This is a genomic window from Amycolatopsis sp. NPDC028719, from assembly GCF_055565395.1.
Map to the genome: position 1 here is coordinate 1,127,959 of NZ_JBVHUL010000001.1, position 21,603 is coordinate 1,149,561.

General features: G+C 69.9%; 24 protein-coding genes. 5 read left to right on the plus strand and 19 right to left on the minus strand.

From position 1 onward, the window contains the following. Nucleotides 1-45 precede the first annotated feature (45 nt). Complete coding sequence (locus tag ACZ4TR_RS05595; RefSeq protein WP_465285887.1) at nt 46-1,815, minus strand: multicopper oxidase domain-containing protein; 1,770 nt, start codon at nt 1,813-1,815, stop codon at nt 46-48. Between the two features lie 193 nt (nt 1,816-2,008). On the opposite strand from ACZ4TR_RS05595, the gene ACZ4TR_RS05600 reads away from it, so the two are divergent. Next, nucleotides 2,009-2,803 carry an HAD-IIA family hydrolase gene (locus ACZ4TR_RS05600; protein WP_364516882.1) on the plus strand — a complete coding sequence of 265 codons (795 nt, stop codon included), beginning with the start codon at nt 2,009-2,011 and terminating at the stop codon, nt 2,801-2,803. Between the two features lie 37 nt (nt 2,804-2,840). Further along, entirely contained in the window at nt 2,841-3,641 is an 801-nt protein-coding gene (locus ACZ4TR_RS05605; protein ID WP_465285888.1) for a metallophosphoesterase family protein, read from the plus strand. Here the strand turns inward: ACZ4TR_RS05605 and ACZ4TR_RS05610 are convergent. From ACZ4TR_RS05610 to ACZ4TR_RS05665, 12 genes are all read right to left on the minus strand, one after another. Continuing rightward, nucleotides 3,638-4,012, minus strand: coding sequence for a YccF domain-containing protein (locus tag ACZ4TR_RS05610; protein WP_364516878.1), 375 nt, complete (start codon nt 4,010-4,012; stop codon nt 3,638-3,640). The two genes, ACZ4TR_RS05605 and ACZ4TR_RS05610, sit on opposite strands and share 4 nt — an antisense overlap. Then, nucleotides 4,012-4,761, minus strand: a complete 750-nt coding sequence (locus ACZ4TR_RS05615; protein ID WP_465285889.1) for a PhzF family phenazine biosynthesis protein — start codon at nt 4,759-4,761, stop codon at nt 4,012-4,014. Before ACZ4TR_RS05615 ends, ACZ4TR_RS05610 begins: the two co-directional genes overlap by 1 nt. Nucleotides 4,762-4,826: 65 nt before the next feature. Continuing rightward, complete coding sequence (locus ACZ4TR_RS05620) at nt 4,827-6,233, minus strand: hypothetical protein (RefSeq protein WP_465285890.1); 1,407 nt, start codon at nt 6,231-6,233, stop codon at nt 4,827-4,829. A gap of 14 nt (nt 6,234-6,247) precedes the next feature. After that, nucleotides 6,248-6,802 (minus strand): DUF3558 family protein, encoded by a 555-nt coding sequence (locus ACZ4TR_RS05625; protein ID WP_465285891.1) that lies wholly within the window; start codon nt 6,800-6,802, stop codon nt 6,248-6,250. Then, on the minus strand, nt 6,802-7,296 hold the full coding sequence (locus tag ACZ4TR_RS05630; protein ID WP_465285892.1) for a hypothetical protein: 495 nt from the start codon (nt 7,294-7,296) through the stop codon (nt 6,802-6,804). The genes ACZ4TR_RS05625 and ACZ4TR_RS05630 overlap by 1 nt, the downstream gene beginning before the upstream one ends. A gap of 70 nt (nt 7,297-7,366) precedes the next feature. Then, complete coding sequence (locus ACZ4TR_RS05635) at nt 7,367-8,059, minus strand: ESX secretion-associated protein EspG (protein ID WP_465285893.1); 693 nt, start codon at nt 8,057-8,059, stop codon at nt 7,367-7,369. A gap of 33 nt (nt 8,060-8,092) precedes the next feature. Then, nucleotides 8,093-9,319 carry a hypothetical protein gene (locus ACZ4TR_RS05640; RefSeq protein ID WP_465285894.1) on the minus strand — a complete coding sequence of 409 codons (1,227 nt, stop codon included), beginning with the start codon at nt 9,317-9,319 and terminating at the stop codon, nt 8,093-8,095. After that, nucleotides 9,316-9,753 (minus strand): hypothetical protein, encoded by a 438-nt coding sequence (locus ACZ4TR_RS05645; protein WP_465285895.1) that lies wholly within the window; start codon nt 9,751-9,753, stop codon nt 9,316-9,318. Before ACZ4TR_RS05645 ends, ACZ4TR_RS05640 begins: the two co-directional genes overlap by 4 nt. Continuing rightward, nucleotides 9,750-10,325 carry a 4Fe-4S single cluster domain-containing protein gene (locus ACZ4TR_RS05650; protein WP_465285896.1) on the minus strand — a complete coding sequence of 192 codons (576 nt, stop codon included), beginning with the start codon at nt 10,323-10,325 and terminating at the stop codon, nt 9,750-9,752. Before ACZ4TR_RS05650 ends, ACZ4TR_RS05645 begins: the two co-directional genes overlap by 4 nt. Next, entirely contained in the window at nt 10,313-10,528 is a 216-nt protein-coding gene (locus tag ACZ4TR_RS05655) for a DUF2997 domain-containing protein (RefSeq protein WP_436384970.1), read from the minus strand. The genes ACZ4TR_RS05650 and ACZ4TR_RS05655 overlap by 13 nt, the downstream gene beginning before the upstream one ends. Next, nucleotides 10,525-12,153: an AAA family ATPase gene (locus tag ACZ4TR_RS05660; RefSeq protein WP_364516859.1), complete on the minus strand. Its 1,629-nt coding sequence runs from the start codon at nt 12,151-12,153 to the stop codon at nt 10,525-10,527. Before ACZ4TR_RS05660 ends, ACZ4TR_RS05655 begins: the two co-directional genes overlap by 4 nt. 48 nt (nt 12,154-12,201) lie before the next feature. Further along, nucleotides 12,202-13,104 (minus strand): SMP-30/gluconolactonase/LRE family protein, encoded by a 903-nt coding sequence (locus ACZ4TR_RS05665; protein ID WP_465285897.1) that lies wholly within the window; start codon nt 13,102-13,104, stop codon nt 12,202-12,204. A gap of 143 nt (nt 13,105-13,247) precedes the next feature. Here ACZ4TR_RS05665 and ACZ4TR_RS05670 point away from each other — a divergent pair, with 143 nt between their 5' ends. Then, nucleotides 13,248-14,906, plus strand: a complete 1,659-nt coding sequence (locus ACZ4TR_RS05670; RefSeq protein WP_465285898.1) for an AMP-binding protein — start codon at nt 13,248-13,250, stop codon at nt 14,904-14,906. Nucleotides 14,907-15,236: 330 nt separating this feature from the next. Here the strand turns inward: ACZ4TR_RS05670 and ACZ4TR_RS05675 are convergent, their stop codons facing one another. Continuing rightward, complete coding sequence (locus tag ACZ4TR_RS05675) at nt 15,237-16,205, minus strand: R2-like ligand-binding oxidase (RefSeq protein WP_465285899.1); 969 nt, start codon at nt 16,203-16,205, stop codon at nt 15,237-15,239. Nucleotides 16,206-16,227: 22 nt separating this feature from the next. Next, on the minus strand, nt 16,228-16,812 hold the full coding sequence (locus ACZ4TR_RS05680) for a TetR/AcrR family transcriptional regulator (protein ID WP_465285900.1): 585 nt from the start codon (nt 16,810-16,812) through the stop codon (nt 16,228-16,230). Nucleotides 16,813-16,906: 94 nt separating this feature from the next. Between ACZ4TR_RS05680 and ACZ4TR_RS05685 the strand changes: the two genes are divergently transcribed. Then, nucleotides 16,907-17,530, plus strand: a complete 624-nt coding sequence (locus ACZ4TR_RS05685) for an HAD family hydrolase (RefSeq protein ID WP_465285901.1) — start codon at nt 16,907-16,909, stop codon at nt 17,528-17,530. Here the strand turns inward: ACZ4TR_RS05685 and ACZ4TR_RS05690 are convergent. After that, nucleotides 17,527-17,772 carry a hypothetical protein gene (locus tag ACZ4TR_RS05690; protein ID WP_364516849.1) on the minus strand — a complete coding sequence of 82 codons (246 nt, stop codon included), beginning with the start codon at nt 17,770-17,772 and terminating at the stop codon, nt 17,527-17,529. The two genes, ACZ4TR_RS05685 and ACZ4TR_RS05690, sit on opposite strands and share 4 nt — an antisense overlap. 235 nt (nt 17,773-18,007) lie before the next feature. Here ACZ4TR_RS05690 and ACZ4TR_RS05695 point away from each other — a divergent pair, with 235 nt between their 5' ends. Next, nucleotides 18,008-18,397 (plus strand): cold-shock protein, encoded by a 390-nt coding sequence (locus tag ACZ4TR_RS05695; RefSeq protein ID WP_364516953.1) that lies wholly within the window; start codon nt 18,008-18,010, stop codon nt 18,395-18,397. Here the strand turns inward: ACZ4TR_RS05695 and ACZ4TR_RS05700 are convergent. The 3 genes from ACZ4TR_RS05700 to ACZ4TR_RS05710 are packed head-to-tail and all read right to left on the minus strand — an operon-like array spanning nt 18,394 to nt 21,578. Next, nucleotides 18,394-18,864, minus strand: a complete 471-nt coding sequence (locus tag ACZ4TR_RS05700; RefSeq protein WP_465285902.1) for a DUF2771 family protein — start codon at nt 18,862-18,864, stop codon at nt 18,394-18,396. The two genes, ACZ4TR_RS05695 and ACZ4TR_RS05700, sit on opposite strands and share 4 nt — an antisense overlap. Nucleotides 18,865-18,874: 10 nt before the next feature. Then, nucleotides 18,875-20,761, minus strand: coding sequence for an MFS transporter (locus ACZ4TR_RS05705; protein WP_465285903.1), 1,887 nt, complete (start codon nt 20,759-20,761; stop codon nt 18,875-18,877). A 49-nt stretch (nt 20,762-20,810) separates the two neighbouring features. Continuing rightward, on the minus strand, nt 20,811-21,578 hold the full coding sequence (locus tag ACZ4TR_RS05710) for a glutaminyl-peptide cyclotransferase (protein WP_465285904.1): 768 nt from the start codon (nt 21,576-21,578) through the stop codon (nt 20,811-20,813). Between the last annotated feature and the right edge of the window lie 25 nt (nt 21,579-21,603).

The window sequence follows — 21,603 nt, forward strand, 5'->3', positions numbered from 1 at the left end:
GCGTCTGACGCAACCAACGCCACATTGGGGCGCTCGCGAGTCCGGTCAGGCGTCGTGGTGGTGGCCGCCGCCCGGGTGGACGTGGAACTTCGCCACCTCCGGTGGGTGCACCACGAACGGCCGCATCATGCCCTCGTCCTCGTGGTCGAGGATGTGGCAGTGGTACATGAACTCGCCGGTGCCGCCGCCGAACTGCCCGGCCACGCTCACCCACTGGCCCGGGTTCACGATGATCGTGTCCTTCCGGCCCTCCTCGTACTTCTCCAGCGGGACGTCGGTGAACCCGCTGAGCGGCGCCGTCGTCCGCTCGGTGGCCTGGTCGAACGTCGTCGTGAAGCGCCGCCGGAACAGCGCCTGGAACTCCGTCAGGTGGATGTGGACCGGGTGCGCGGGCCCGCCGTTCGCGACGTGCAGGATGTTCCACACCGCCCACCGGTCGTGGTCGATGAAGATGCCGGTCGTGTCGTCGAAGAGCCGCCCGATCATCCGGAACGTCTTCAGCCCGCCGGCCGGGTCCTGCACCTGGATGATCCCCTCGCCGCCCGGGTCCGCCTCGACCTGCTCGAGGTCCCACATCTCCGGGTGGCCCTCCTTGTTGAGCAGCAGCGCGATCCAGACGTGGTCGTGGTCCTCCGGCAGCGTCGTGCCGTGCACCAGCCGCTGGTAGGACGTCGAAACCTTCTCCGGCAGCGTGAAGGAGTCGTGCTTCGCGCGGCCGTCGACCCGGAACTCCATGAGGTCCGGCTCCACCCCGCCCAGCCGCGGGTCGGCGTTGCGCAGCTTGAGCTTCCGCCCCTTGAAGCGGCTGAAGTCGATCAGCACGTCGAACCGCTCGGCGGGAGCGACGGTCAGGCCGCCGGCCGGCAGCGCCGCGGGCGCGGGCAGCAGGCCGCCGTCGGTGCCGATCAGGCGGACGGCGTCGTTCACCGGCTCGTTGTTCTCGTCGACCAGGTTGAGCGTGTAGAACCGCGAGTTGGCCGCGTTGAGCAGCCGGAAGCGGTACCACTTCGCGTCGACGTCCAGGTGCGGCCAGATCACGCCGTTGACGAGGTTGAACGGCCCGGAGAACGGGATCATCGGGCCGTCCGGCACGTACGGGAACTTGAACAGCAGCTGCCCGGTGAGCGCGCCGGCCGCGTCGGTGTCCAGGTTCCGGTCGGTGATGATCAGCGGGAGCTCGCGGTCGCCGTGCGGGAGGTCGAGCGCGTCCTCCTCGTCGTCGCGGATCAGGTACATCCCGGCCAGGCCGGTGTGGACGTTGAAGCGCGTGATCGCCATCGCGTGGTCGTGGTACCAGAGCGGCATCGCCGGCTGCCGGTTCTGGTACTCGGCCAGCTGCGACGTGCCCTTCAGGCCCGCGTTGTGCGCCCAGCCGTCGTTGCCCGCGTTGGTGCGCGCGCCGTGGAGGTGCACGACGGTCCACGCCGGCAGGTCGGCGACGCCCTCGACGACCGAGTAGCCGGGCTTGTCCAGTTCGCGGCCCGGACGGCTCGTCGGCGCGTCCGTCACCGGGCCCTGAACGGCGGCCAACGGGAACTCGCCGTCGATTTCGTTCGACCACGAAATCCGTAGCTGCTTGCCGCTGCGCACTTCGATCGTCGGACCCGGGAAATGACCGGCGTAGGTCCACAACGTGGTTTCGGGCAATTGCGAGTGCAGCCGCTGCTGGCGGGTCACCATGGGAATGGTGATCGTTTCCCGGCTCCGGGGCCGGAGCGCCGGCGGAACCGGCAGTGGGTCGAGGAACTTGGTGAGTCCCCAGTTCGGCCCGGTGGCAGGTGCGGCCGTGGCCGGCCGCTCGATGATTTCGGTCATGCGGTTTTCCCCCTTCATGTTCGGGGGCAGGACGAATTGCGCCCCGGCGACCCGCGCCGGTGACGTCGAAAAGAATTCCCCCGAACCCCCTCGGTGGCCGGGTACGCGACTCCCCTCGCGATACCGGCAATTCCCACTGTAGCCGTTTTCGGCGAAGAACGCAGGTGTCTCGCGCGCGTGATAGGTTCCGCGCATGAACGAACGCCGGTGGACGTATCTCTCCGACATGGACGGCGTGCTCGTCAAGGAGGAGCACCTCGTCCCCGGGGCCGACGAGTTCCTCGCCGAGCTGAAGGCGAACGGCATCGACTTCCTGGTGCTGACGAACAACTCGATCTACACCCCGCGCGACCTGCGGGCCCGGCTGGAGCGCACCGGGCTCGACATCCCGGAGGAGTCGATCTGGACGTCGGCGCTGGCGACCGCGAAGTTCCTCTCGTCGCAGCGGCCGAACGGCTCGGCGTACGTGATCGGCGAAGCGGGTCTCACGACGGCGCTGCACGAGGTCGGCTACGTGCTGACCGAGCGTGACCCGGACTACGTCGTGCTGGGCGAGACCCGCACGTACAGCTTCAGCGCGATCACGCGCGCGATCCGGCTCATCGAGGGCGGCGCGAAGTTCATCGCGACCAACCCGGACGCGACCGGCCCGAGCGTCGAGGGCTCGATGCCGGCCACCGGGTCCGTCGCGGCGCTGATCGAGAAGGCCACCGGGCGCTCGCCGTACTACGTCGGCAAGCCCAACCCGCTGATGATGCGCTCGGCGTTGCGCCGATTGGGTGCGCATTCGGAGTCGACGCTGATGATCGGTGACCGGATGGACACCGACGTGCACTCGGGCATCGAGGCCGGCCTGCAGACGATCCTGGTGCTCACCGGCATCTCCACCCGGGAGTCGGCGGAACGCTATCCGTACCGCCCCACCCTGGTGCTCGACTCGATCGCCGACCTGATCGGGCGAACCGCGGACCCGTTCGGCGAAGGCTGACGGTGGGCAGGATGCGTCCAGGGCTTATCGTCACCGGATGAGCAAGTCCACCTACGTTGTGGGCGACGTGCACGGCCACCGTGACGAACTGGCCGAGGCACTGCGCGCCGAAGGCCTGGTCGACGACGAAGACAACTGGTCGGGGGCGGAGGACCAGCTGTGGTTCCTCGGCGACTTCGTCGACCGCGGCCCGGACGGTGTCGGCGCGATCGACCTGGTCATGCGGCTGGAGGAGCAGGCCGCCGAGGCCGGCGGCCAGGTGCAGACGCTGCTGGGCAACCACGAGATCCTGGCCCTGGGGATGTACCACTTCGGCGACGAGCCGGTGCCGTCCGACTTCGGCCCGCGCAGCTTCGCCCGCAGCTGGGAGATCAACGGCGGGCTCCTGTCGGACCAGGACCGGCTGACGCCTGAGCACATCGAGTGGCTGGCGGCCCGCCCATTGGTGGCCGTGGCGGCCGACCACCTGCTGCTGCACTCCGACACGCTCGAGTACCTGGACTGGGGTTCGACCGTCGAGGAGATCAACGAGGCGGCGGGGGAGATCCTGACGGGCTCGGACATCGAGGCGTGGTGGGACGTGTGGCGCCGCATGACGACGCGCTACGCGTTCCGCGGCCCGGACGGCGAGGAGAACGCCCAGAAGCTGATGGACGCGCTGGGCGGGTCCCGGATCGTGCACGGGCACAGCGTCATCGCCGACCAGCTGGGGATCCATCCGACGCAGATCGAGGGACCGTTCCTGTACGCGGGCGGGAAGGCCCTGGGCGTCGACGGCGGGCTGTTCGTCGGCGGGCCGTGCCTGGTGGTGAAGCTGCCGTACGAGCCGGAGTCCTAGGCGATCTCGACGATCTCCTTGCCGAGCGGCATCAGGGACACCGGGATCATCTTGAAGTTCGCCACGCCCAGCGGGATGCCGATGATCGTGACGCACAGCGCGATGCCCGTGAACACGTGCCCGATCGCCAGCCAGAGGCCGGCGAAGAGGAACCAGATGACGTTGCCGAGGAAGGACGCCGCGCCCGCGTCGCGGCGTTCCACGACCGTGCGGCCGAACGGCCAGAGCGCGTAGCGCGCGATGCGGAACGACGCCAGCCCGAACGGGATCGTGATGATCAGGACGCAGCAGACCACGCCCGCGAGCAGGTAACCCAGGGCCATCCAGAAGCCGCACAGGACGAGCCAGATGATGTTCAGCAGCGTGCGCATCAGACGTGCAGCTCCCCGCTCACGACGGTGACGGCCTGGCCGGCGAGGTGGACGCGGTCGCCGTCCTGGCGGGTCTTGACGATCCCGCCGCGGGCGGAAACCTGGTGGCCGGTGAGTTCGGTCTTCTGGAACTTTTCGGACCAGTAGGGCGACAGGATGCAGTGCGCCGAGCCGGTCACAGGGTCTTCGTCGATGCCGACGCCCGGCGCGAAGAAGCGGCTCACGTAGTCGTCGCCCTTCGCGGTGACCAGCAGGCGTCCGGTCCAGGTCGCCTTGAGCTTCGCGAGGTCGGGCTCGAGGTTTTTGACCGTGTCGGCGTCCGGGAGGACGGCGAAGAGGTTCTCGACGCCGCGTCCGACGTACTCGATCTCGACACCGGGGAGGATTCCGGACAGATCGTCGTCGGTCGGGGTCGGCGGGTCGGACGGGAAGTCCAGCTCGACCCAGCCGCCGTCGGCCTTGGCGCGCAGCTCGCCGCTCTTCGTGGTGTAGGTCTGTTCGCCGCCGAGGACGTGGGTGGCCGCGACGGTGGCGTGGCCGCACAGCGCGACCTCGACCGCCGGGGTGAACCAGCGGAGCGACTTGGGGCCGGCTGCCGTCGTGACGACGAAGGCGGTCTCGGCGTGCTTCATCTCGGTGGCGACGGCTTGCATCCAGCTGGGGTCGGCGGGTTCGTCCAGGAGGACGACGCCGGCGGGGTTCCCGGCGAAGGCCTGGTCGGTGAAGGCGTCGACGACGAAGAAGCGCATGTCCCCAATGTAGCCCGCGACCTGGGTGTGTTGATCTTTTCTCAGGGAGAATCCGGGGTTGTCCCCTACGACTCCCCGATGGTGGGCTTGACGATCTTTTCGCCGTCCGGGCCGCGTTCGGGCTTGAGGTCGAAGACGTCCTCGTCGACCGCGTACTTGTTCTTGTGTTCCTTGTCGTCTTCCTTCTTCTTCCCGGCCGCCCCCGCGGCCCCGGCGGCGCCCGCGCCCTTGCCCTTGGCGGCCGCGGCGGCGGTGGCTCCGCGTTCGAGCCGCTCCGCGCCTTTCGCGCCGGCCTTGCCACCGCTTTCGCCGGCGGTCTCCTTCGGAGCACCGGTGTAGCCGCCCCCGGAGACGCGCGAGCCGGCGAACCCGGCCCCGGCGCGCCCGGCACCGGACTTGCCGCGGGTGATTTCGCCACTCGAGCTGCCTGTTCCGCCGGCCGTCCCGGGCATGGCGATGCCGTCCGGGGTCATCCGGGGGAAGGCACCCGGGGCGGGCGTGCCGCGGAAGCCGGTGTTGCCCCCGCCGAAGTTCCCGGTACCGCTGGTGACCCCGGGCTGCACGAAGTTCGGCGGCGTGGTGCCGGGCGGCGTCGCGCCGGGCGGGGTGGTGCCGCCGCCGGGGACGAAGGTCCCGCTCGTCCCGCCGGGCCCGGTGGTGGTCCCGCCGCCGATGGTGGGGGTGCCGGTGAAGGAGGTGCTGCTGGTGCCGTGGAAACCGGAGACGGAGGTGGAGTCGTTCCCCCCGAGCTGCGGCGGCGGCGCGTAGGTGGGCTGGGAGCTGGCGGTCTCGTGGTAGGTGCCGTCGAGGTTCTGCAGCACCTGCACGGCTTGCTGGTGCGCGGCGTCGGCCTGCTGCTGCTTGGCCTGGATGCCGGCCATGGTGCCGCTCATGCCGATGAGGTCGCCGTTGTTGTACTGCTGCTTGGCCTTGTCGAGCTCGGCTTGCTGGTTGAAGCCGGTGGGCTCGGGCATGTTGTTCTTGGCGTACGACGCGGCGGCGGACTGCTGGGAGTAGTGGTTGCTGACCAGCTGCATGGCGTTGCCGGTTTGTTCCGTGTGTCCCGCGGTGCTCTGGAAGAAGCCGTTCGCCTGGTCGGCGGCAGGGCCCTGCCAGGAACCACCGGCGGCCGTCGCCGCGTCGCGGAACTGGTTGGAGGCATCGGCGAGCCAGTTGCCGTACACGTTCGCCACGCGGCTGCGATCGTTGATGCCCTCGATGTCGAGATCTTTGTGCACCATGTCGTACAGCACTTCGTGCGGGCTGTTCGCGTAGTTCTCACCCGGAGCCGGCGAGTCGCCGCGGAGGTTTTGGCCCGCCTGCAGGACTTTCCCTTGCGCGACGGAGTAGTCCGATGCGGCTTTCTCGGTCAGCCGCTGTCCGTCTTGGCCGTGGCCGTGGAGCTTCTGTGCGGTTTCCGCGTAGTAGTCACCCTCGGACTGGCGATGCTGCGCCCGGTGCGGCTGACTCATGGCTGGACTCCGTCTCAGTTCTTGGGCAGCAGGGGTTCGATTTTCGCGGCGATGTCTTCGACCTGCTTACACGCGCTGGCGGTATCCAGGCTGGAGCTGAGTACCAGCAAAGCCCGCGAGTCTTGCTTCACCTGGAACCGAATCGAACATTGACCCGAGGAGTGCTGGGGCTCTTGCTCCTCGATCGCGGGGCGCCCGTTGACTTTCCCCTCGCTGGCCTGGCCCGGATTGTTCACGTTGCTCTTGTAATTTCCCTCGGGTTGGAGGAGCAGCGAAACATCCACGGCCTGAACGTTGCCGGAGGTGGGCTTCTCCGTGCCACAGCCGTGTTTGGAGTCCGCGAGCGTCGGAGTCGCCGGAGGGAAACCTTGCCCCGCGAGAACCTGGTCGAGAATCGTACAGGGGCTGAGACCCGCGAAAGGGTTGTCCGGGTCGCCGGGCGCGGGTGCGGTCGTGCCCGTCGCCTGCGAGCTGGGAGTCGCCTGGCCTCCGACCTCGCTCGTGCAGCCGGCGAGGGCCGCGGCGAAAGCCGCGGTGGCGAGCACTATCGTGATGCGTCGCGCGGTCACTACTCCTGCAGCCCCTTGTTCAGCTGGGCGAACGTCATGCTGTGCGCTTCCTCGGTTTCGCGGTAGTTCTTGCGAGCGATCACCATGGCTTCGCGCGCTTGCTGGACACCGTCACGCATCTTGATGAGGTTGGGGATCAACGACTCTTCGTCGCCGTTGGCCACCTTCACGTTGAATTCCGCCACGGCCTTGGCGTACTCGCCGCCCCCCATCTTGGCGGGGTTCGCCAGGGCGAACACCTCGCGAATCATGGTGTTGTAGCCGTCGAGGAAGAAGTCGCAGGCCTTCATGTACGCCTGGAAGCCAGCCTCGTTCACCGCGAACTGCCCGCCCTCGGCGAGCGACTTCAGGTGATGACCACCCTCGCTGACTCGCTGCGCGGCACCGGAGTCGACAGGCCCGTCTACGATGCCGGAGAGGAAGTTCGACCCCGCGTCCCCCTCACCGGGTGGGGGGGTGAACGATCCCGGTGCGCCGAACTGTGAACCGCTCATGACGCCCTCCCAGTCGTCTACACCACCCTGCGTGGTCCTCCCGCACTGTACTAGTGACGAACCGGCCGCGTCAGTGGTTCCGGCCACGCTCCGACAGCCACGTGCGCAGGTGAGAACCATCCGATGGGATGAACGTCACGCGGGTTTCGCCGCCCGGTAGTGCCTCGCTGAACATCAAGAAGCGGCCTCCCGCGTTGTCGACGAACGTCACCGTGCCCGCCGGGCGGAGAACGTCCGAGGCACGGACCGACAGCTCGAACGTGCCGTAGCGGTGCAGGGGCCATGCTGAGAACTCCGTCGCCGCGTCCGCGTCGCGGCGGGTGCCCGGCTCGATGAACGTCAGCTCCGCCAGGGGCACCGGCCGGTACGCCGGGAGCATGCCGACCACCAGGTCGGCCAGCCGGTCCGGGCGGGTCTGGGCGAACAGGATCTCCTCGCCCGACAGCTCCGAGAACACGCCCAGGCCGTGGCCGATGGCCGCGCGGTAGAACACCGTGCGGCCCTCCTCCACCGCGCGGACGATGATCAGCACGTCCGGCTGCGTCCACGCGCGGAGTGTCTGCTCCACCTCGATGTCCAGCTTGTCCGGACCCGCGAGCCCCCGCGACCGCATCGACTCCCACGAAAGGGCCGCGATGCGCTCGTGCTCCGCCAGCGTGCGGCCCGGGCTGCGGATTTCGAACGGGTGCCAGTTCGCCGGGAGACCGGTACGCCGGACCGCCGTGTCGACCTCAGCCAGGCCCAGTGAAAATTCCTCCGGCACGTCCCCGAGCGTAGCGGAACGGCCACCCCGCGCTCAGATGTCGAGCTGCCGCACACCCGTCTCGCGCAACGCGACCCGGCCGGCCGTCGCCCGTTCGCGCAAGCGGACGATTTCGTGTGGCTGTAACCCGATCGCGACGCCGAACGCCTCGACGTCCGGGAACCCGCCGTGCCGCTGCCGCAGCTCCAGCGCCTTGGCCACCTGTTCAGGCGAAAGCAGACGCGCCAGCTCCGGCCCCGAAGCCGCGTTCACATCCAGCAACGGCACCGGAAGCGGCGCCGACACAGAAGCCGGCACCGAAGCCACGCCCGGCGGCGGAGCCAGCGCGGGCGCGTCCGCCGGGACGTACGCCTCGATCGTGTCGTTCTGCCGCAGGTCCCGGAACGCCAGCCCCACGGTGAACGTCCGCGTCCCGCCGTTCGTCCGCACGGCCACCCCGCCCCGGGCCAGCGACAGGATCCGGAGGTCCGACGCGACGACCGTGCTCCGCTCGTTGAACGTCGTCCCCGCCGGCCGCAGCACCCGCGCCCGCGTGCCCACCGTGAACACCGAGCCCCGCCCCTCCGGGACCTCGACCGCCGCCACCACCGAACCGTTGCCCAGGTCGTTGAGGCCGTGTACGACCGCGACGCCTTCCCGCCGCTCCAGATGGTCGTGCGCAGGCTCGTGGAACGCGGTCAGCGCGTCGCCCGCCATCGGCGGCACGTCGCACTGGAAGCCGAGCAGCACCGTGCCCGGCTGCCCGGCCTGCAGCTCTTCCACCGGCCCGGGACCGAACAGCCCGAGCACCCGCATCGGCTGGCCACCCCGGGACAGTGAGACCAAGGAACCGAACCGCAGGACACCGTCACGAAGGACCACTTGGACGTGGAACCCGGTCAGCGGGTCGTAGCCGGGCGCGACGACCTGCGCCAGACCCTCCTGGCGGCTCAGGTCCGGCCCGACGGTGTCATCGGTGTACAGCTCCAGCGCGTCGCCGGTGCCGAGGTCGCGCCGCCCCACCGCGACGAAGACGTCCTTGAGGAACCCGGCGTCGGTCACCGGCTCGAGGTCGCTCGAGAAGAACTTCTTCCGCACCATGATCCCGAGGCGCAGGTTGTCCGCCAGGATCCGGTCGGCGCGCTTCAGCCGCGCGCGGGCGCCGCGGACCGCGCGCCCGAGGCTCACCTGCCCGCCGGGCAGCTCCCCGAGGCCGGGGAGGGTGACCGAGTCGTTGAGCGCCTTCCCGAACTCGATCAGCCCGACCCTGACCTCGGTCACGACGTGGCGGCCAGGGTGACGCTGATCGACTGGTCGGCGTTGACGCGCTCGGACTCGACGACCATCCCGTTCGAAGCCGCTCGCTGCTTCAGGCGGGCGAGAACGGCGCGCTGCACTTCGGCGGCGTACGCCTCGTCGACCGACAGCACCAGCCGCTGGGCTTCGGCTTCGGCGAGACCGGGCCCGTCGACGTGCGCCATCTGGACGCCGTCGGGGCCGTAGCCGAACGTGATCCGCCGCCCCTCCCACGCGGCGACGACGGAGTTGCCGTCGTCGGTCACCTGCGCGCGCAGCCCGGTGAGCGCACGGGCCAGCAGGTCGCGGTGCCGCATCCGGGTCCGGACGGTGACCGCACCGGCCTGCAGGTGCGCGGCGATCGTGGCGGCGTTGAGCTGGGCCAGCGCCTCGCTGCGCAGCTTGAGCGTGACACTCATCGGTGATCCCCTTCGAGCAGCGCTTCGAGTACTTCGGTGGTGGCGAACCCGTTCAGCTCGATCGCGCCGTCCGGGGCGATCGTCAGTTCCAGGCGGTTCGGGGTGGTGAAGATCGACTCGTCGTAGCGGCCGGTCAGGAAGTGGAACCGCTGGTTCACCGAGCCGACCCACGGCCGCGACGTCTCCGGCCGGTCGGCGAGAAAAGGCCCGTCCACCAGCAAATCCGTCGAGTCCAGGAGCTTCGACGGCGGCAGCTCCTCCAGGACGTGCCCGGTGAACGTCATCACCGAAAGGCCCTCCGCGCGCACGGCCGCGGCGAACTCGCCCAAGGGTGAGGGCTGGTCGAACGGCTCGCCGCCCAGCAGCGTGACGCCTTCGATGCCCTCGATCGCCAGCACGCGCGACACCAGGTCCGGCCACGCCGGCCGGAAACCGCCGCGGGTCGTCCACGTCTGCGGGTTGAAGCAGCCGGGGCAGCGCACCGAACAGCCCTGCGTCCACACCGCGCACCGCAGGCCGGGGCCTTCGGCCGCGGTGACGTCGACGATCCGGTGGAGGTTCAGGAGTTCCATTGCGACTGCTGCTGCGAAGCCGTGTTCTCTTCGGTGGCCGACGTGCGCCGGTAGTCCTCGGTGAACTCCGACGTCACGGTCTCCGCGCCGAGCAGGTCCTCCAGCAGCGGGATGTAGTCGAGGCACTTGGACCCGGTCACGCCGTGGGTTTCGGCGCTGATCGAGCCGTCCTTGCCGATGGTGACGGTCACGCGGTGCGTCATACGTCGATCGTCCTTCCCCTCGGGGACTCCGGCGGTGCGACGGGCGCGGGAGCCCCGACGTCATCGGCGCTGCCGGAGGTGTCCGTCGCTGCGACGGCCCGGGTCTCCGCCCAGTTCCGGATGGCCAGGATTTCGTCGGCCTGGGTGACCGACAGCGGCACGGTCGACTTCACCGCCCGCACGAGGTCGTCGCGGCGCAGCGGCCGCTTCTCGGCGAACGCGTCGACCAGGCCGGCCAGCACGGCCTGCTCGATCTCGGCGCCGCTGTACCCCGCGCTGACGTCGGCGAGCTCGGCGAACAGCGCGTCGTCCATCCGCAGCTCGCTCGCCACGAAGGGGTCGGTGACGCGCCGGCGCAGGTGGATCCGCCAGATCGCGACGCGCTCCGGCGCCGAAGGGAGGTCGACGAAGAAGATCTCGTCGAAGCGGCCCTTGCGGAGGAACTCCGGCGGCAGCGAGCCGACCTGGTTCGCGGTGGCCATCACGAACACCGGTGCCGTCTTCTCCTGCATCCACGAGAGGAACGTGCCGAACACACGCCGCGCGGTGCCGCCGTCGCCACCGCCGCCCGCGCCGGCGAGGCCCTTCTCGATCTCGTCGACCCACAGCACACAGGGCGCGATGCCCTCCGCGGTGCGGATGACCGTGCGGATGTTCTTCTCGCTGGAGCCGACCAGGCCGGCGAAGACGCGGCCCAGGTCCAGGCGCAGCAGCGGCAGCCGCCACATGTTCGCGACGCACACCGCGGACAGGCTCTTGCCGCACCCGGGCACGCCGGTGAGCAGCAGGCCCTTCGGCGCCGCGAGGTTGTACGCCGACGCGGCGGGCGTCCACGTGCCGGTGCGCTTGGTGAGCCAGCGCTTCAGCCGGTCGAGGCCGCCGACGGCGTCGAAGCTCGTCTCGGCGGGGACGATGTCGAGCATCCCGGACCGGCGGACGGCCTGGCGCTTCTCGGCGAGGATCAGCTCCAGGTCGCTGGGGTCGAGCCCGCCGCCTTCGACGAGCGCCCTGGCGAACGCGTTCTCCGCTTCGGGCAGCGTGAGGCCGCGCGCGGCGGCGACGATCATGTCCCGGTCGTCGCGGTCGATGCTGATCCGGACGTTCTGCCGGTGCGCGGCGACCATGCCGTCGAGCAGCTCGCCGATCTGGCGCTGGTCGGGCAGCGGGAAGTCGACGACGGTCGCGTCGTGCTCCAGCTCCGGCGGCACGGGCAGCGACGGCGACACGAGGATCAGGCTGAGCGGCACGGGCCGGGTCTTGAACGCGGCGGCGAGCTCCCGCAACCGGCGGACGACCTCGGGATCGGGCCGGTGGCCGCCCTCCGAAACCAGCGACGGGTGCAGGTCGACGAAGACGAACACGGCGGGCTCGCCCCAGCCGTAGACGCGTTCCAAAGCCGCCGACGCGGCGCGGGTCTCGGAGATCGGCGGGCCGCCGGCGGGAGCGAGCCCGGTGGTGGACGACCAGACGTAGACGCGGCGCGGGGTCCGCAGCCGCTGCTGGTCTTCGGCGACCGCGCGGATCTCCCGCAGCACCCGCTGCTCTTCGTGCGTCTCGACGACCAGCAGCGGGTAACGCGCCTGCAGCAACTGGGTCAGCTCGTCGCGAAACCCCTGGCCGGCCATCGATCGCCCCCCTGAAAGTCCGTCCGGACACTACCAGCGCCCGCTCGGTCACGCGCCGACGACGAGGACCTCGTAGGTCGGGCTGGTGGGCGGGTCGCCGCTGAAGATGTGGGAGTTGACGACGGCGAGCTTGCTGCCGATCTTCACCGCCGAGACGGGCTGGTCGAACAGCGGGTCGGTGATCGTGCCGTCGGGTTCGCCGTGGCTCAGGTCGCCGTCGAGGCACCACCGGCTGATGGTGTCGTCGAGCTGCACGGCCCAGAGCCGGTGTCCTTCGAGCACGAGGCTGACGACGCTGGGCGCGTTGACCCCCGCGATCTCCCGGCTGGCTCCGGTGACCGGGTTGATCGTGTACACCTTGCCGGGGATCGTGGCGGCCACGAGCAGCGTGTCGCCGGACGGCGTGGCGATGATGTCGTTCATGAAGAAGTTCCCCGGGGAGCCGCCCGCACCGGGCCCGCTCAGCGGCAGGGTGCGCGGGGTTCCGAGCACGCCGGCCACCACCGGCACGAAGAACAGCTGCGGGTGGTACGAGTCGGTGAACCACGCGCCGGCCGGGGTCACCACGACGTCGTTGACGTAGGACGTCTGCGGGTCGCCGAAGGTGAAGTCCGCGACCTTCGCCTTGGTGCGGACGTTGTAGACGTAGGCCTTGCCGCCCTTCGCGCCGGCGACGAACAGCAGGTCGTGGCGCCGGTCGAGGTCCACGCCGGCGGCCATGACCCCGGGCGGTGCCTCGATGAAGCGCTCGGCGGTGCCGCGCCTGACGTCTTCGCGGAAGATCGTGCCGGCGAAGAGGTCGCCGGTGTAGTACGTACCACCGCCGCCGGTGATCCCTTCGGCGGATGTCGCACCGGGCAGCACGATCACCCGCGTCGCCGCGGACGCCGGTGCGGCCACCGCGAGCACGAGCACCAAGATCGCTGCCGGCAGAGCCAGGATTCTTCGCATCGGGTCCCCTCCCAGTCGTTCCCTCGCGACCGCATCCTGCCACCGTTCGAGGCAGGCCGAAGAGGACTTTCCGCTGAGCTGGCTGCGGGGCGGTTCGCTTCCTAGACTCGGGTCGCCCGACGAAGACGTCTACGGGAGGCACCATGCCTGACGCGCCCGCCCTGCCGAGCTACGCCTCGGGGATCTCCGAGGTTCCGCTGCTCGGGGACACCATCGGTGACAACTTCGATCGGACGGTGGCCGCGTTCGGGGACCGTGACGCCCTCGTCGACCGGACCGCCGGCCGCCGGTGGACCTACCGGGAACTGGCCGCCGAGGTGAACGCGCTGGCGCTGGGCCTCGTCGCGCAGGGCATCGGGAAGGGCGACCGGGTCGGGATCTGGTCGCCGAACCGGGCGGAATGGACGTTCCTGCAGTACGCGACCGCGAAGATCGGCGCGATCCTGGTCAACATCAACCCCGCCTACCGATCGCACGAGCTCGAGTACGTGCTCAACCAGGCCGGGATCCGCCTGCTCGTCGCGTCGGACGCGTTCAAGACCTCCGACTACCCCGCGATGGTCGACGAGGTGCGCGAGAAGTGCGCCGCGCTGGAACACGTCGTGATCCTCGGCAGCGACAGCTGGCAGACGCTGATGGACGCCGGCCGGCAGGGTGACCCCGCGCAGCTGACACACCTGCAGGCCGGGCTGTCGGCCGACGACCCGATCAACATCCAGTACACCTCGGGCACGACCGGCTTCCCCAAGGGCGCCACCCTCAGCCACCACAACATCCTGAACAACGGCTTCTTCGTCGGCGAGCTGTGCAGCTACACCGAACGGGACAAGGTGTGCATCCCGGTGCCTTTCTACCACTGCTTCGGCATGGTGATGGGCAACCTCGCGTGCACCAGCCACGGCGCCTGCATGGTGATCCCGGCACCGGCGTTCGACCCTCGCGCGACGCTCGAAGCCGTTGCCGCGGAGCAGTGCACGTCGCTCTACGGCGTACCGACGATGTTCATCGCCGAGCTGAACCACCCGGACTTCGCGAGCTTCGACCTGTCGTCGCTGCGGACCGGGATCATGGCGGGCTCGCCGTGCCCGGTCGAGGTGATGAAGCAGGTCATCGACCGGATGGGCATGAGCGAGGTGTCCATCTGCTACGGCATGACCGAGACGTCGCCGGTGTCGACGCAGACCCGCTCGGACGACTCCATCGAGCGTCGCGTGTCGACGGTCGGGCGGGTCGGGCCGCACCTGGAGGTCAAGGTCGTCGACCCGGAAACCGGGCTGACCGTGCCGCGCGGCGAGCCCGGCGAACTGTGCACGCGCGGGTACTCGGTGATGCTCGGCTACTGGGAGCAGGCGGACAAGACGGCCGAGGCGATCGACGCCGCCCGCTGGATGCACACCGGCGACCTGGCGGTCATGGACACCGACGGGTACGTCAACATCACCGGCCGCATCAAGGACATGGTCATCCGAGGCGGCGAAAACCTCTACCCGCGCGAGATCGAGGAGTTCCTCTACACGCACCCGGACATCCTCGACGCGCAGGTCATCGGCGTCCCGGACGAGAAGTACGGCGAAGAGCTGATGGCCTGGGTCCGGATGCGCGAGGGCGCCTCGCCGTTGACCGCGGAGAAGGTGCGGGAATTCTGCGAAGGCAAGCTCGCGCGCTACAAGATCCCGCGGTACGTGCACGTCGTCGAGGAGTTCCCGATGACGGTGACGGGCAAGGTCCGCAAGGTCGAGATGCGCGAGAAGTCGATCAGCCTGCTGGGCCTGGAGAAGGCAGCCGCGACGAAGCACGCCTAAACCGTCCGGGGCGATCGAGCGTGACACCTTCGCAAGGATCGTCTCGCGAAGGGAGTGGGCATGACTCGAGGTTGGGAGTGGTCCCGGAACAACGAGTGGTCCCGGGGCAACGACTGGAGCCGCGGGAACGAGTGGCGCCGCGCCTGGGACTGGTGACGCGATGCGCTTCTGGGACTGGTGAACCGAATGCAACGTCAATGGGAGTGGTGAAGCACATGAACCGATACTGGGACTGGTGATCGCATGAACCGCAACTGGGACTGGTGAAAAGTCCGTGAAGGGCACCTTCAGGGACATCCGAGCCCTGAAGGTGCCCCTCACGGCACGTCGTCAGGAAACCGCCGCGGCGGCCTCCGCGATCGCCTTCGCGTCTTCTTCCCCGAAGGTGTCCTCGAGGTGTTCGGGCGAGTAGTCCAGGTCGATCTGCTCCACCGGCATCCCGCGTGCCGACTCGATCGCGCCCAAGCGGCGCTGGGCCCGGTCCGCCGCGTACTGGATGATCTCCTCCGGGTCGTTGTCGAACGGCACTTCCTCGAACTGGTCCTGCACCCACTGGATCATGTTCAGCGCGTGCGGCAGCAGCTCGCCCATCCGCTGCTGGACCGCGTCCCACAGCGAGTCGTCCGCGGCGACGTGCCGGCGGCAGGTGAACGTGCCCCAGGCCATGTGCCGGCGTTCGTCGTCGCCGATGCGGCGGACCAGTTCCTGCATGCCCGGCAGGATGTCCTGCTGGGTGCAGATCAGCTGCCACGAGTAGTAGCCGGTCAGCGCGAGGCTGCCTTCGATCACGTGGTTGTACGTCACGCTCGCGCGGATCTGGTTGAGCGGGCTGGGATCGTCCTCCAACGCCCGCAGCGACTGCGGTAGTTCTTCGTAGAACAGCTTGCGGTAGTGCGGGTTCTCGGCGACATAGGGGTGGAGGTCCTCGGTCAGCCCGACCGCGTCCATCCAGCGCCGGAACACTTCCGTGTGCTTGGCTTCCTCGAAGCAGAACTGCGTCAGGTACATCTCGTCGCCGAAGCGGCCGGTCGCCGACATCGCCCGCATGAACGGCTGGATGTCCTCGGTGACGGCCTCTTCGCCGGCGATGAACTGCGCGACCAGGTACGTCGTGCTGCGCTTCTGCTCGTCGTTCAGCGTGTCCCAGCCTTCGCGTTCGCGGCTGAAGTCGATGTCGGCGGGGTTCCAGAACTTCTTGTTGCCCTTGACGAACAGGCGCAGCGGGAACGAGTCCCAGTTCAGCCCGCCCTTGCGCAACGAGGAAAAGCCGGTCCGCAGCTCGGAGAGCGTGTCGGTCATCGTTTCACTCCATTGTGGACGATCAGTGGACGAATCGGCGGATGGCGGGTTCCAGTACGGCGGTGACGGCGTCGGCCGCCTCCGTCGCCGAGTGCGTCGGGAGCACCAGGTGCGACAGGGAAAGCCGCACCACCGTCTCCGCGAGCAGGGCGGCGGCCTCGGCGGAGAGTCCCGGTTCGGACTCCCGGTACTGCTCGGCGGCGAGGTCGGCGGCCGCGGTGAGGATCGGCTCGCCCCGGCTGGTCAGCAGGGGGAGCAGGTCCTCGCCGGCTTCGGTGCCGAGCGCCGCCGCGACCAGGCGGTTCTCCCGCGCGTGCTCGATCGTGTAGACGACGGCGTGGTGGATGCCCGCCAGGAGCCCGTCCGCCGTTTCGAACCGCTGCCGGATCCCGTCGAGGAACTCCGACGCGGTGCGCAGCGCCACCGCCTGGGTCAGCGCCGCCTTGGTGCCGAATTCGTTGTAGACCGTCTGCCTGCTCACCCCGGCCCGGGCCGCGACGTCGGCCATCCGCAGCCCCGCGTAACCGCCTTCCGGCAGCAGATCCGCAGCGGCGTCGAGCAAGGCTTCCCGGAGGGACGCCTTCGTCCGGTCAGTGAAGCTGGTCACACCCTCACCTTGACACAGATGTCGCCACTGTCAAGACGCTGTACATGATCGGTTGATGTGTAAATCCGTCAGTGGTGGCAGCTACGGTGCAGGTGTGGGCATCACCGTGGGGTTCGACCTCGACATGACACTGATCGACGCGCGGCCGGGCATGGCCGCGGCGATGAACGCGCTCGGCGCCGAATCCGGCCTGCCGCTGGACGGCGACGCGTTCGCGGCCAACCTCGGCCCGCCCCTCGACGACATCCTGCGCGGCTTCGAAGCGCCCGAGGAACGCATCCCGGGGCTCGTCGACCGCTTCCGCGCGCTGTACCCGGACATGGTCGTGCCGAGCACCGTCGCGCTGCCGGGCGCGGTCGAGTCGCTGCGCGCGGTCCGCGCGGCGGGTGGCCGCACGCTGGTCGTCACCGGCAAGTACGGGCCCAACGCGCAGCTGCACGTGGACGCGCTCGGCCTGGAAGTCGACGAGGTCGTCGGCGAACTGTGGTCGACGCGGAAGGCCGAGGCGCTCCTGGCGCACGACGCGCGCGTGTATGTCGGAGATCACGCCGGCGACATCCGGGGTGCGCTCGCCGCGAGCGCGATCCCGGTCGGCGTCACCACCGGACCGTGCGACCGCACGCTCCTGCTGAGCGAAGGCGCCGAAGTGGTGTTCGACTCGCTGACGGAGTTCCCGGACTGGTTCGAGCGGACCTTCGCGGGGAGCGTGGTGCCCTAGTCGCCGGTTTTCTTGGCCCTGGCCTCGAAGACCAGCGCGAGCAGGCCGAGCAGCAGGCCCAGCGGGGTGACGACGCCGGCGCCGACGGACAGCCAGATCGGCAGGTTCTCCAGACCGGCGGCGAACATGATGAACACCGTCAGCACGGCGATCATGCCGAGAGCGAACAGGCCGATGCCGATCCGCATCAAGAACGGTTTGCCCGGGGCGGCCACGGTGGTCTCCTTCGTCGCGGTCGTCATGACGCAAAGGGTATCCGCCGGTACCGATCCGACCGGAAGCAGGCCGACCCCTCCGGCGGTAAGAAACCGCTGGTGCGAGCGCCATCGGCCGTGGCTGAAGTCGGATCGGTACCGAACGGCACAGTATCGACTTCTCCCCAGGGCCTGTGGCGAGATACCCTTTCAGGAGCGCGCCCTGGGTACGCCCCCGGGCGCGTTCGTCATGAGCGGGACAGCAGAAGGACTGGTGAGGGAAGTGCCGACCGGCAAGGTCAAGTGGTACGACGCGGAGAAGGGCTTCGGTTTCGTCACGCAGGACGAGGGTGGCGCCGACGTCTACATTCGCAAGGCCGCGCTGCCGCAGGGCGTCGAGGGGCTCAAGGCCGGGCAGCGGCTCGAGTTCGGCGTCGCCGACGGCCGTCGCGGCCCGCAAGCGCTTTCCGTCCGGCTGCTCGACCCGCCGCCGTCCGTCGCCGAAGCGCGTCGTCGCCCGGCGGAAGAGCTGCACGGCCTGATCGAGGACATGATCAAGCTGCTCGAGCTGAAGGTGCAGCCGGACCTGCGGCGCAACCGCTACCCGGATCGCAAGCACACCAAGCAGATCGGCGAGATCATGCGCGCGGTGGCCCGGGACATCGATCCCTAAGCTTCGAGCCGGAGGCCCCAGAAGTCGCTCGGCATGATGTCCGAGCCGCCGGCCCCCGTGCTGACCACGGCCGAGTAGGCCTGCACCTCGACCGCGGACACGCGGTCGGTGGGGGTCGGCGGGGCGGCGGTGTAGGCGTAGCGGTCCAGCGACGTGATCAGAACCGGGTCACGCCGCTTGAATTCGCCCTGCGGGGTGACGTACTCGACGATGATCCGCCACGGCACGTCCGCGACCTCGCCGGGCACCGAGACCTGCACGGGCTTGCCCGGCCGGATCCGCAGCGTTTCGGGCGCCCGTAGCGAGCGGCACGGCTCCTGCTGGGAGTAGTCACAGGTGATCGTCGGCGTCGCGTTGATGGTGTGGCCGTCGGCGTAGAAGGTGACCTCGGCCGGGCCGGGTGCCGAGCAGCCGGCCACCGCGAACCCACCGGCCGCAAGCAGGGCCACCATCCGGGAACGTCGCATGGGCCGGAGCCTACCGGCGGGCCGACGGGTCCCTGGGCAGGCCCTGGGCCGGGAAGCTGCCGGTCGGCTCGGGCCGCAGCGGCCGGTCGCCGCCGAGGCCCGGCACGAGCGAACCGCCGCGGCGGACCAGGTACGTCTGGGTCGTCCCGATCGCCAGCAGGATCGTGATGACCATGAAGCCGATCCAGTAGGTCGGCGGCAGGAGCAGGCCGATCGCGCCGCCGCAGCACCAGGCCAGCTGCAGCACGGTCTCCGAGCGGCCGAACGCCGACGCGCGCGACTCCTCGGGCAGGTCCTCCTGGATCACGGCGTCGAGGCTGATCTTGGCCAGCGCGCTGGCCGTCGCGCCGACCAGGCCGACGATCGCCGCCGTGGCCAGGCCGGGCAGGATCGTCGCGACCAGCGCGGCCAGCACACAACCCGCCACGCATCCGACGATCACCTGGTCGGGGCTGCCGAACTGCAGGCGCGAGCCCAGCGCGTTGCCGAGGAACCCGCCGGCACCGGCGGCGGCGCCGATCACGCCGAGCAGCAGCAGCTGCATGAACGGCGTCTGCCCGCTGCCTTCGGTCTGGGCCTTCACCGCGAACGCGGCGAACATCATCAGGAACCCGGTGAGCACGCGCACCGAGCCGTTGCCCCACAGCGCGACGACGATGTGGCGCCCCATCGGCTGGCGCCGCTTCTTCTCCGTCGGGTGGGCCAGGAGCGACGTCGGCACCTCGCCCTCGGTCGCTTCGACCCAGGCCGGGATCCGCATCGACTGCACGGCCGCGGCGACGCAGATCAGCGCGGTGAACCACAGTGCGCCCGCCGAGCCGGAGATCGCGTTGATCCCGCTGGCCAGCGCGCCGAACGCGCCCGCGGCGACCAGGCCGAACGTCGTCAGCCGGGCGTTGGTCTTGGACAGCGTGATCTCGGACGGCAGCACCCGGGGCGTCACGGCGGCCTTGAGCACGGTGAACGACTTCGACAGCACCATCATCCCGAGCGCGGCCGGGTAGAGCAGCCAGTCGTCGAAGTGCAGCGCCATCACGACGGCCATCAGCCCCTGGCCGATCGACGACGCGCACATCGCCAGCCGCCTGCCGCGCTGCACCTTGTCGAGCGCCGGGCCGATCACCGGCGCGACCAGCGCGAACGGCGCGATCGTGATCAGCAGGTAGAGCGCGACCTTGCCCTTGCTCTCGCCGCTGGTCGCGGCGAAGAACAGGGTGTTGGCCAGCGCGATCGCCATCGCCGCGTCGCTGGCGTAGTTCAGCATCACGGCGTAGGTGAGCGAGGTGAGGCCCGACTTCTCGGCGCCGTCGGCCTTCGTCGCGCGCTGGAAGGCGCCGACGGCCTGGCCGGTCAGCTGCCGGCTGCGCATCGCCGCGACCCGCGTGACCGTGATCTTCTTCGGCAGCTTCGGCGTGCCGCCCGGGGTGCGCGGCTCCTCCCGCGGCGGCAGGGGCTCCGCCTCGGGCGGCCGCGGTTCACCCGCGTAGCCACCGGTGTCGTAGTGCTCGTACTCACCGCTGCCGGGACGGCGTTCGCCCTGGTAGAAGCCGGGCTGCTCGCGGCGGACCGGCTCGGTGCGGTTCGGGTCGTAGGGCCGGGCGCCCCGCGGGGGCGGCGATGGCCGCTGTCCCATCGGCGCGGCGGTGGCCGGGGCCTCGTGCGGCGCGGGGTCGCCGTAGTAGCCGCCACGCGGCGGTGGTGGGACGGGCCGTTCGACGCGGGTGGGCGGCGGCGCGCTCCGGTGCTCGACGCGGGTGGGCTCCGCCCGGGTGGGGGCGGCGGCCTCCCGCCACGGCTTCGCCTGCGCGGCGCCCGGCTCCGGCGTCCAGCGGCGCTTCGACTTCCGGCCGCGCTGCTGCGAGCCGGAGCCGTCGGAGCGGGAGCCGAAGAGTGCCACGTCTCAATCCTGCCTTACCGGGGGTCGGTTCCGCCTGCTCATCCGTGCTTTACGGGGTCTTCGGGACGAACCTCACCCGGAACGTGACCTGCCACTGCTTCCCGGTGAGGAGGAATTCGTCCGTGCCCGGCACGGCGGCGATACCGTTCAGCACGTCCTCGGTGCCGGTTCTGTTCAGCTGCGCGCGCAGCCGACCTGCGTCGATGATCCCGGTGACCCGTCCGGTCGCGGCGTCGATCCGCAGGACGGTGTCGGTGTGCCAAACGTTTGCGTAGACGTCGCCGCCGACGCACTCGAGCTCGTTGAGCTGGTCGCGCCCGACGTCGACGCCACCGGTGACGGCGAAGGTCTTCGGGTCGCGGAAGGTCAGCCGCGCCGAGCCGTTGCTCATGACGAGCCGGCCGTCGGCCTGGTGGCAGAGCCCCCAGCCTTCGCCTTCGTATCCGACGCGGCGCAGCTCGGCAAGGGTTGTCGCGTCGCGTTCGATGGCGAAGCCGTCCTGCCAGGTGAGCTGCCACAGCGTCGGCCCGAGGACGGTGACGCCTTCGCCGAAGAGCGGCGAGGGGAGCGTGGCCGTGGTCCGGGGCGGGCCGCCGGGCGGTCCGGCGGTGAGCGTCGACTGCCCGGCGAGGCCGGTGCTTTCGTAGAGGGTGCCGCCGGCGAACTCGAGGCCTTCGGTGAAGGCGGTGGGGTCGTGCGGCAGGGTCGAGACCACCTCGACGGTCAGCTGTTCCGGGCTCGTCTCCTGGCCGGGGGCACTGGCGCAGCCGCCCAGCGCGGCGGCCACCAGCAGCGTGGTGATGATCGGCGTGCGCACATGAACAGCCTGGCACGGGCGCCGA